The sequence below is a fragment of the Lutibacter sp. genome, from assembly GCF_013139515.1.
GTDB lineage: Bacteria > Bacteroidota > Bacteroidia > Flavobacteriales > Flavobacteriaceae > Lutibacter.
The window spans coordinates 1-8,386 of record NZ_WTAR01000105.1 but is presented as its reverse complement, the minus strand read 5'-3'; the positions used below and the strand labels follow the sequence as shown (position 1 = coordinate 8,386).

10 protein-coding genes and 1 tRNA gene are annotated in these 8,386 nt (G+C 26.1%); 4 read left to right on the top strand and 7 right to left on the bottom strand.

Annotated elements, in window-relative coordinates:
• A partial coding sequence (locus GQ540_RS09560; protein WP_291800433.1) for a 3-oxoacyl-ACP synthase III family protein occupies positions 1 to 398 on the top strand: 398 nt, incomplete at its 5' end.
• A 5-nt stretch (positions 399 to 403) separates the two neighbouring features.
• Here GQ540_RS09560 and GQ540_RS09555 read toward each other — a convergent pair.
• Positions 404 to 841 (bottom strand): hypothetical protein, encoded by a 438-nt coding sequence (locus GQ540_RS09555; protein ID WP_291800431.1) that lies wholly within the window; start codon positions 839 to 841, stop codon positions 404 to 406.
• A gap of 377 nt (positions 842 to 1,218) precedes the next feature.
• On the opposite strand from GQ540_RS09555, the gene GQ540_RS09550 reads away from it, so the two are divergent.
• Positions 1,219 to 1,824, top strand: a complete 606-nt coding sequence (locus GQ540_RS09550) for a WG repeat-containing protein (protein WP_291800429.1) — start codon at positions 1,219 to 1,221, stop codon at positions 1,822 to 1,824.
• Between the two features lie 568 nt (positions 1,825 to 2,392).
• Here GQ540_RS09550 and GQ540_RS09545 read toward each other — a convergent pair.
• The 4 genes from GQ540_RS09545 to GQ540_RS09530 all read right to left on the bottom strand — a co-directional run bounded on the left by GQ540_RS09545 (position 2,393) and on the right by GQ540_RS09530 (position 6,035).
• A complete protein-coding gene (locus GQ540_RS09545) occupies positions 2,393 to 2,782 on the bottom strand; it encodes a hypothetical protein (RefSeq protein WP_291800427.1) in 390 nt (129 codons plus the stop codon).
• Between the two features lie 18 nt (positions 2,783 to 2,800).
• The gene (locus GQ540_RS09540; protein ID WP_291800425.1) at positions 2,801 to 3,640 is read right to left on the bottom strand and encodes a universal stress protein; all 840 of its coding nucleotides are present in this window, start codon (positions 3,638 to 3,640) and stop codon (positions 2,801 to 2,803) included.
• 74 nt (positions 3,641 to 3,714) lie between these two features.
• Positions 3,715 to 4,770 carry a response regulator gene (locus GQ540_RS09535; RefSeq protein WP_291800423.1) on the bottom strand — a complete coding sequence of 352 codons (1,056 nt, stop codon included), beginning with the start codon at positions 4,768 to 4,770 and terminating at the stop codon, positions 3,715 to 3,717.
• Positions 4,767 to 6,035 carry an ATP-binding protein gene (locus GQ540_RS09530; protein WP_367206017.1) on the bottom strand — a complete coding sequence of 423 codons (1,269 nt, stop codon included), beginning with the start codon at positions 6,033 to 6,035 and terminating at the stop codon, positions 4,767 to 4,769. The genes GQ540_RS09535 and GQ540_RS09530 overlap by 4 nt, the downstream gene beginning before the upstream one ends.
• Before the next feature lie 245 nt (positions 6,036 to 6,280).
• On the opposite strand from GQ540_RS09530, the gene GQ540_RS09525 reads away from it, so the two are divergent.
• Complete coding sequence (locus GQ540_RS09525; RefSeq protein WP_291800421.1) at positions 6,281 to 6,916, top strand: hypothetical protein; 636 nt, start codon at positions 6,281 to 6,283, stop codon at positions 6,914 to 6,916.
• Between the two features lie 84 nt (positions 6,917 to 7,000).
• Here the strand turns inward: GQ540_RS09525 and GQ540_RS09520 are convergent.
• Together GQ540_RS09520 and GQ540_RS09515 are read right to left on the bottom strand one after the other, a co-directional pair.
• A tRNA-Pro gene (locus GQ540_RS09520) sits at positions 7,001 to 7,075 on the bottom strand.
• A 48-nt stretch (positions 7,076 to 7,123) separates the two neighbouring features.
• On the bottom strand, positions 7,124 to 7,462 hold the full coding sequence (locus GQ540_RS09515; RefSeq protein WP_291800419.1) for a co-chaperone YbbN: 339 nt from the start codon (positions 7,460 to 7,462) through the stop codon (positions 7,124 to 7,126).
• Positions 7,463 to 7,616: 154 nt separating this feature from the next.
• Between GQ540_RS09515 and GQ540_RS09510 the strand changes: the two genes are divergently transcribed.
• Positions 7,617 to 8,386, top strand: a 770-nt coding sequence (locus GQ540_RS09510; protein ID WP_291800417.1) for an FAD-dependent oxidoreductase, incomplete at its 3' end; no start/stop codon positions are given.

The window sequence follows — 8,386 nt, the reverse complement described above, 5'->3', positions numbered from 1 at the left end:
AAAATGAAGATTCAGATGTTCGTTATATAAAAATGCACGGACGTAAAATTTATGAATATGCTTTAAACAATGTTCCTTTGGCAATGAAATCTGCACTTGATAAAAGCGGTATTGATATTTCTGAAGTTAAGAAAGTATTTATTCATCAGGCAAATGAAAAAATGGATGAAGCCATTATAAAACGTTTTTATCGTTTATACAAAACAAAATTACCCGAAGGTGTTATGCCTATGAGTATTCATAAATTAGGAAATAGTTCAGTAGCTACAGTTCCTACACTTCTTGATTTAGTAAAAAGAGGTGAAATTGAAAACCAAGAAATTAATAAAGGAGATGTTGTAATTTTAGCTTCAGTAGGTGCAGGAATGAATATAAATGCAATTGTATATAAATATTAGTACGTTTATATTAATTTTTTTTGTTCCTTTTTCTTCATCATTTTTTCTATTGAATTAAAAATTTGTTTTTTAAGCCTTTTGTACTTTTTTATAAAATTGTCAATTTCTACAGTAAATTTTTTATGCGTTTCTAAAAATGAATTATAACTATTACTGTTGTTGTTTTTAATAAATTTAGATATAATAGTATTGTGTTTTAAAATAGATTTTAAAAGTGTATTTCCATCTTTTTTTTCTTCAGAAATTTTCTTTGTTGAAATTTCAATTTTTTTAAATAAACCTGATGATAGACAATCTATATATTTTGAGCTAAGTAAGTGTTCTAGAAACTGCATTTCATCATGTATAAAATCAATTTCAGATTTCCATGAAATTGCTTCTTGATGTAGTTTTTCTAAGTTTTTTTTTCTATTATCGTCACTTTTATCAGTTGTAGTTTTCATTATAAGTAGTGTTAGGTGATTTTATGAATCCTTCTATAAATTAATACATTTTAGCTTTAAATTTTTTATACTTGTTTCATTCTTAAAAGCCATAAATTTCACTTCAGTTCTCATGATTTTTATATTTCATTATGTATCTAAATACGGTATTATTAAGTTCAAAAAAAATGATAGATATCAAATATACAAAAACTCCTAAATTTGAATTTTTAACGTGTTATTGATGGTTTTTTCTTCGTTTTTACTCATTTTAAGAGAAAAACAATGATAATAGTAGTTTTTCAATAAATAACGTTCTCTCTGTAAATGTTGATCAATATCATTTTTCAGATTAAAAAGAAGTAATAGATTTATGTAATTATATAAATAATTACGTCATGAAAAAATTACTAATTTTTATTATTTGTTTAAGTATACCGTCAATTGGATTTTCACAAATTTTAACTGATTTAGAAGAAGTTTCTATTTTAAAAGATAACCTTTTAGCTATAAAAAAGGATAATAAATGGGGTTTTATAAATAAAGAAGGTGCATTAGTAATTGATTTTAGAGACGATTTTGTTTTAGAAAAAGGAAAAAATAATACACCACCTTTTTTTAACAGTGATAGATGTTTAATTAAAAAAAGTAATGGTAATCAATATTTATATGGATATATAGATACTAGTGGGAAAGAAGTTATGAAGCCTCAATACTTAAATGCCTCTAATTTTAATAATGGATATGCTATTGTTATTACACTTTTAAAAGATACTGTTGGCTATAATGAGGTTTTAGAGAAGTGTATAACAAAATCTACGCTAGAAGAATTTGTGATTGATACCTATGGAAATAAAGTTAAATACTTAGAAAATCCTAGAAACTGTATTCCTTCAAATGTAACTCTTAAAAAGCCACCTTCTTTCCATTCTAAATTTATTGGACCTCATTTAGTAGCTGTGTTAAAGAAAGATAATAAATGGGATATTTATGAATTTCAATAAATTTATTAAAGAAGTTACGGCGAATTATTCAGTTATATTATTTAGGGTAAACAAAATTGTATGTTGTTATCAAAACATAAATTAATAAATAAAAACAGGGAGTTTAGGCTCCCTGTTTTCTGAAGTAACTAAATTTATCTTTTAACTGTAACCTAATTTCTTACGTTACTTTATTTCTAAAATAAAACTAAAATTATTTTCAATTAAAAAACAGCTTTAAGTTCTTCATTTCAATTTACACTACTTTGCACCATAATGTAAATCTATTTTTTAGAAACAAGGAGCCTAAACTCCTTGCTTCTTTTTGAAGGGATTTTTGTAACCTTGTGATATTGAAATAATTTTTCAAGAATTTTTATAACTAAAAATTAGTATAAATTAAACCACCAGAAGGTATCTAAACCTCTCCATTATAATCTATAATGTTCCATAACAATATAGATTATTGTTTTATAGTTAGTAAATCAAAGAACTTTTTTATTTAGATAGTAAAATTAAGTACTAAATATTAATTTAAAAATGATTGGTATCAATATTTCTAATGATTGTTGTCATGATATTTTTTCTTTTAAAAAGGAACAATTCCATAGCCAATATTTAATAAATATATTCCAACTAAAAATAGCAGCATATAAATTACTTGAACAAATTTAATGTTAACATACTCAAACCATTTAACAGCTCTTTTTGGGAATATAAATAATATTAAACCTTCAAATAAAGCTGTCCATCCAATAAGAGTTATAATACATCGCCAGTCTCCTTCCCAAATATTATGAAATGATATATTAAGTAGCCCAATTATAATTGCTAAAAATGATGCCATTATAATAAACTTCTCATCTTTTAAATTTTTAATAATTTGAAGAATCCTTTTTGGGTTTAAACTAAGAATTAGAAAGAAAATTATTAAATACCAGCCCCAAAATTTTGCTAAAAAAATAGATATATTTTCCATAATTATGTTGTTTAATTGTTATTCATGCAAAACTAAAAAAGGTATTTCTGTATGGTAACTAATTTCTTCAACAGTTGGTTTAAATAAAATACGTTGAAATAAATTTAAATTTTTAGCTACCATTATAATTAAATCAATGCCCCTACTTTCTATAAAACATTGTACACCAGCTTCAATTTTTTTATTTGTAATTTTATGAAAACTAGATTTCTCATCCATAAAAAAGTTATTTAAATACTCTTTATTTTCAAGTTGATCATTAGTTAGTGTTTCATTTTTATTTACAATATGTAAAACTCTTATTGATGAATCATACAATTGGGCTATTTCAGTAATGTTATTTAAAATTTTTGGTTGATAAAAAATATTATAATCTGTTGGAAATGCTATTTCTTCAGGAATTTTAAATATTGCTTTTTCTGGAACAATTAATACTGGGTGTTTTATTTTTGTAATTAAATCGCCAGTATTGCTACCGATAATTACTTCAGTTAAACCTGAAGCACCTTTGGTTCCCATGATAATAAGGTCTATTTTTTTCTCTTCAATTTGAGTTTTAATAGCATCAATAAAATAATTATATACCGAAATTGTGTAAAAGTGATGTTTTGCATTATCTGGCAACTTTTTTATTCTTTTTAATAGATTTTTAAGTTCGGTTTTTGCATATTTTAAGTGTGTTTTTTCAACAACATCTGTAGCGGTTAACATTGGAAACTCACTGCCAGTATAATTAGAAATCATAGTGACATGTAATATATAAAAATTACAAGGAGTTTCTTTGTATAAATCTAAGGCGTATTTTATTGCATTCCACGAATTTTCTGAAAAGTCTGTTGGAAGTAAAATGTTTTTCATCTTATCAATTAAATTACTGTTACACTTAAAATTAAACAGTATAATTTAGGTATAAAATGATATATATCAATTGGTTAATTAACCTTTTTTAATTTTTCAATATTTAATATTTTAATATTTCTACCTTCTAAATCAATAATACCTTCTTTTTTAAAATCGTAAATTGTTCTTATAAAAGTTTCAGTTGCTATACCAGCAATACTCGCAAGATCACTTCTTGAAATATGAATATTTTCATTAGAATTATAATTTATTTTTTCAGTAAATTGTAAAATGGTATTAGCCGTTTTTTTTCTCACTGAGCTGTAAGCCATTTCAATTAAATTTTCTTTAATTTCAGAAACATTATCTGAAAGATGGTCAATTAATTGAAGAGTTACTTCGTAATTATGATGTAAAATATGTTTTAAATCGGTTTTTGAAAGCCTTAATATTTTAGTATTTTCAATAGCAGTTGCTGTTTCTTGATAAGGGTTGTTTTGTGAAAATGAAGTAATACCAAAAAAATCATCTGTTTTGTGCAATGCAGTTATTAATTCTTTCCCTTGTTTGTCAATTTTATAAGTTTTTATAACGCCTTTATTCACTAAAAAAACATAGTTAGAATTTCCTCCTTCGTTATATATAATTTCACCTGGTTTATAAGTATGTTTCTCTAAAGAATCAGTAAAATAGCCTTTAAGCTGATCTAATGTTTTTAGTTGTTCTTCTGGCTCTTTTAAAGAGCTATTAATCCCTTTTTCAGTACGTTCTTCAATAATTGCAGCTTTAGCCAATCGGCTTTCAATAGCGCTAAATAACTCAGATTCATCAAAAGGTTTTGTAATATAATCATCAGCTCCTAAATTCATTCCTTTTCTAATATCTTGACGTTCAGTTTTTGCAGATAAAAAAATAAAAGGAATATGTTTTGTAGCATCTTCTTTAGCTAAAATTTGTAATACTCCATAACCGCTTAATTCAGGCATCATTATGTCACAAATTATAATATTTGGCACATGTTTTTTAGCCTTTGAAATACCAATTTTTCCATTTGCAGCAGTAATAACTTCATAGTTTGCAAGCTGTAATAATTCAGCTGTGTTTTCTCTTACAACGGTGTCGTCTTCAATAAATAATATTTTTTTCATAGCGGTTTAATTAGAGGAAGTTTAATAATAAACGTTGACCCTTTATGCTCTTTACTTGTGAATGAAATAGTGCCACCTAAATTTTCTAAATGACTTTTCACAATATTTAAACCAATACCTGTTCCTTGAATATTTAATACATTCTCAGCTCTAAAATAACGGTTAAATATAAATTTTTGATCTTTTTCTGGAATACCAATTCCTCTGTCAATAAGTTTAAAAATAGTATTTTTTGAAGTTTGATGTGCAATTAAATCAATAGTCGTATTTTCTAATGAATATTTAATAGCATTGTATAATAAATTAGACAAAATAAGTTCTAGAATTTTCTCGTCTTGATACAACACATAATTATCAATATTTGAAGAAATATTAATTTTTTGTCCACTTTTTAACAGCATATTAGCATTGTAAACTACTTCGTTTATAGCTTTACTTAAATTAAAAGTGGTGTACTTATAGATAACATTACTTGACTCTATGCGTTCAATTGATAAAAAATCATTTAAAATATTATTTAGATAGTGTACTTTTTTTGTAATGGTTTCTATGTGTTTATCTCTTTTATCTTGTTGTTCACTTAAATGATATTTTTTCAATAAAATTGTTGAAGTTAAAATACCGCTTAAAGGCGTTTTAAATTCATGTGATACTAATGATAAAAATTTGGTTTTTAATTCGTTAAGTTCTTGTTCATTTTTTAATGCATCTTTAATTTGAATTTCGGCTTCAGCTCTTTTTTTTATTTGATTTTTTAAATCAAAATTTACATTTTTTAGTTGTTTAATAGTGTTTTTTAGTTCAGCAGTTTTCTCTTTTATAATTTTTTCTAATTTAAAATTAAGGTTCTCAATTTTTTTGGCAGTTTTTTTACGGTTTGTAATGTCTATTATTAAAGCGATAATATAAGATTTGTTATCAATTTTAAAAGGGTTTAAGCCAATTTCTACAGGAAATTCATTCTTATTTTTTTTAATTCCAAATAGGTTAAGGTTATGATTTATTTTCCGTATTGTATTGCTTTTTAAGAAGTTTTGAAAGTGAGTTTTATGGTTAGTTTGGTGTTTTTTTGGAATTATAACATGAAGATTTTGGTTAATTAATTCATCTTTTTTATACCCAAACATTTGTTCAGAAGCCAAATTTGTAGCAATTATATTTTGATTCTCATTTGCTATAATTACGCCCTCAGGAATAGCTTCAAAAAGTATATTAAAAATATTTTGATTGCTAAAAAACATAAAACCACCTTTTTGATTTAACAAAAATCTCAAGTAGCTTAAAGGTAGTTAAAAATTTGATGCACAGTGGTTAAAATATGTTTAAAAGTGAAGGGTTTTACTCTCGTTTTACATTTTTTGTACTAATTTTTAAGTACAATCAAATTTAGTCTGTTTGTAAATATGCTGAAAATCTACTTGGAATTGATATATATCATTGCTTATAATTGATGTAAATCATTACAAATACCACGAAGTATTTCTAATTTTAGTTTCTAAAAGTTAGTAGTATGAAAAAAATAGTTTTAATAATAGGTTTGTTAGTTTTAACAGCTTGTTCTTCAATAAAGTTTATTGACAGCTGGAGAAATGAAGACATCACTTTTTTTAAGCCACAAAAATTATTGGTTGTTGGAATGACTGATAATCTTACAGCACGTAAAGTTTTTGAAGAAGAATTAAAAAATGCTTTTTCTAACCGAAATATTTATGCAGAAGAAAGTACTATTGTTTTTGATAAAACTTTTACTAAATCTAAAAAAAGTGAAGAAGAAATTGATGAAATGATACAAAGTATAGCTGATGAAGGTTTTGATGCGGTTATAATTTCAGCTGTAAAAGGAGTTAGTGAACAAAGAAGCTATCCTTCAAATTATTATTCGGTAGGATATCGTTGGCCGTATTTTGGCCATTATTACTTTAGATTTCAAGATGTTTATTACAATCCTGGTTATTATGGGTCTTATAAAGTGTATAATGTAGAAACTTCAATTTACAATTTAAATGAAGACAATGGTAAAGCATTGGTTTGGGTAGGATCGTTAAATCTTGTAAACCCCCAAACAATTTCAACAACTGTAAAAGGATATGTTACTAAGATAATTAAACATTTAGAACGAGAAAATTTAATTGAAACGAGATTGTAAACTATAGTTAAAAAGTTAGATGAATGTTTATTTTGAAGTAAATCTAAAAGAAAAAAACTTTTCAAATAAATGAAAAGTTTTTTGTCGGGGTGGCAGGATTCGAACCTGCGGCCTCCACGTCCCAAACGTGGCGCGATAACCGGGCTACGCTACACCCCGAATATTTCGGACTGCAAATATAAAACTAAAAATAGATTTCACAAGCAATTATTCAAAAATTAGTTTATAAGGTCTTTCTATAGCTTCTTGTAGTTCCAGAATACCAATATTTCTACTTTTTTTAATGGTTACTTTCCCTTCAAAGAACACAATAATTGTAGGCTCAACAAAGGCAGTATATTTTGCTGCTATTTCAGGGTGAAAATTTATATCTACCGTGTAGAAGTTAATTTTAGGAAACCTAGTTTTTAATAAGTTTCTAACTTTTGGTTCTAAAGATTCACCAACATTACATGATTGCGTATTAAAATAAAGTAGTGTAGCAATTTCAGATATTAGTATTTTTTCAAGTACTTCAACTGATTTTATTGACGTTGTTTCGTTCATTTTTCGATATAATTTCAAGCAAATTTATATTAATAAATCAGTTATGAAGGTAACATTATTAATGTTTATAACTGCATTATTAAAAATTATAAACAATGAGGTTAATTTATAATAAAATGCTATAAATTTGTTCATCAAAATAAAAAGAAGAATTATGTCTGATACTATAGAAAGAATAAAATGTTTAATAATTGGTTCGGGTCCTGCAGGTTATACTGCTGCAATTTATGCAGCAAGAGCAGATTTGAAACCTATTATGTACACAGGAATGCAAATGGGAGGTCAATTAACTACTACAACTGAAGTTGATAATTTTCCTGGATATCCAAACGGAACTGATGGAACTGCAATGATGGAAGATTTAAAAAATCAGGCAGAGCGTTTTGGGACAGAAGTACGTTTTGGATTGGTAACAAAAATAGAGTTTAATAAAGAAGTTGGTGGAATTCATAAAGTAATTGTTGATGAAACAACTGAAATTGAAGCTGAAACCGTAATTATTTCAACAGGTGCAACTGCAAAATATTTAGGTTTAGAGAGTGAACAGCGTTTAATTGGTGGTGGAGTTTCTGCTTGTGCAACTTGTGATGGGTTCTTTTATAGAAAACAAGATGTTGTAGTTGTTGGAGCTGGAGATACTGCAGCAGAAGAAGCAACTTATTTATCAAATATCTGTAGCAAAGTTACTTTGTTGGTGAGGAAAGATTATATGAGAGCTTCAAAAGCAATGCAGCATAGAGTTGATAAAACTGCAAATATTGAAGTAAAATACAATACTGAAATTGATGAGGTTTTAGGTGATAATGTAGTAGTAGGTGTAAAAGCAGTGAATAATATAACTGGTGAGAAGGAAGTAATTGATGTAACTGGGGTTTTTATTGCTATTGGACACAAACCAAATACAGAAATATTTAAAGATCAGTT

Excerpts from the sequence above, each read along its gene's own strand:
- GQ540_RS09555 (WP_291800431.1), bottom strand. The coding sequence starts at position 841 with ATGAAAACTACAACTGATAAAAGTGACGATAATAGAAAAAAAAACTTA.
- GQ540_RS09550 (WP_291800429.1), top strand. The coding sequence starts at position 1,219 with ATGAAAAAATTACTAATTTTTATTATTTGTTTAAGTATACCGTCAATT.
- GQ540_RS09545 (WP_291800427.1), bottom strand. The coding sequence starts at position 2,782 with ATGGAAAATATATCTATTTTTTTAGCAAAATTTTGGGGCTGGTATTTA.
- GQ540_RS09540 (WP_291800425.1), bottom strand. The coding sequence starts at position 3,640 with ATGAAAAACATTTTACTTCCAACAGACTTTTCAGAAAATTCGTGGAAT.
- GQ540_RS09535 (WP_291800423.1), bottom strand. The coding sequence starts at position 4,770 with ATGAAAAAAATATTATTTATTGAAGACGACACCGTTGTAAGAGAAAAC.
- GQ540_RS09525 (WP_291800421.1), top strand. The coding sequence starts at position 6,281 with ATGAAAAAAATAGTTTTAATAATAGGTTTGTTAGTTTTAACAGCTTGT.
- GQ540_RS09515 (WP_291800419.1), bottom strand. The coding sequence starts at position 7,462 with ATGAACGAAACAACGTCAATAAAATCAGTTGAAGTACTTGAAAAAATA.